The sequence below is a fragment of the Microbacterium sp. NPDC089188 genome (assembly GCF_040685155.1).
Classification (GTDB): Bacteria; Actinomycetota; Actinomycetes; order Actinomycetales; family Microbacteriaceae; genus Microbacterium; species Microbacterium galbum.
Window position 1 is genome coordinate 1 of record NZ_JBFBHH010000007.1, and the last position, 1,117, is coordinate 1,117.

The 1,117-nt window shown below is 64.1% G+C and carries 1 protein-coding gene and 1 pseudogene; one reads left to right on the plus strand and one right to left on the minus strand.

Annotation, left to right across the window (positions count from 1 at the left end; translation table 11 throughout):
- Window positions 1-625, plus strand: a pseudogene (locus AB0N80_RS16790) (hypothetical protein); the annotation flags it as partial.
- 289 nt (window positions 626-914) lie between these two features.
- On the opposite strand, the gene AB0N80_RS16795 reads toward AB0N80_RS16790, so the two are convergent.
- On the minus strand, window positions 915-1,117 hold a 203-nt coding region (locus tag AB0N80_RS16795), incomplete at its 5' end, for a hypothetical protein (protein WP_363579573.1).

The following is a 1,117-nucleotide window of genomic DNA, read 5'->3' on the forward strand; positions in this document are numbered from 1 at the left end:
GCACCAGCAGCGCTGGCAGTCGTACCAAGTCCCGGACGACAAGCTCGAGGCCCACCCGGTTTGGTGGAAGACGCAGATGGGGCACTGGCCGGACGGCATTGGTCCCTTCCATCACCTCTTCCTCGAGCTGGAAAGCCTGAACTCCCTTTGGGCCGGCGCCTTCGGCGAGCCGCTCTTCAAGAACATCGATCGGCCGCAGGATCTCGGCTGGATGCTTCGCCCGTCGCAGCGCGAATGGGATGAGTTCATCGTGCAGCTCGACAAGCTGCTGTCCGAGAACGTCCGCCACGACGCTCTGGACGCCGCGGGTGCGCCGCGAAAGGACAAGAACGACCAGAACCTTGGCACGCTGACTCGTCTCGCGGCGCTCTTGGAGTCCAGAGGCTTCAGCGCGGTTGATGCGAAGGCGCTCATGAAGCCCCTGCGGGAGATTCGCCAAGCGCGGCAAAAGCCAGCACACGTCCTGCGGGCGAACATCACGGACAAGACCTTCGTGCATCGGCAAGTGGCATTGCTTCACGACCTCAGCGACGCGCTCAACGGGATGGTTCGGTGGCTCATGACGCACCCGAAGAACCAGGGCTGGAAGCCGAGCTTGGAGCCGGAGACCTACTACCGGATCTAATCGGTTGTCGTCACCGACCGACCTGCAGCTCGACGAGCTTTTTTCCCCGCCTCGGCCGCAGCCTTCTCCGCCTTCCTGAGTTCGCGCTCGGCTCGGGCGACCTGATTGTCCCGCTTGCGCTTCGCCTCCGCCATGCGCGCTGCCGCCTCGACAGACGTAGCTGACCTGACGACACCTCAAATCAGCTTGCACTCCTGACACCACGACGCGATTGCGAAGGAAGGCCGGAAGTGCGGGCTCACCGTCGACGTGGACACTCAGCGTCCACGCGACCTGCCAGCCAGCGTGCTCAGCCAGGTCGGTATGACAAATCGTGCACGGACTTGCGGATCGGCGTGATCGTCAGCGAGTTGAGCAGGCGGCCGCCGAACTCGATCACCCCGCCACGAAGCTTCTCCCGAGCCTCGTGCCTGGAGAAGCGATCCTGATGGGCGTCGAATTCCCCGTTCCAGTGAGCGTGCGGATTCAGAAGCCGGTGGCGCCGCCGGCGTC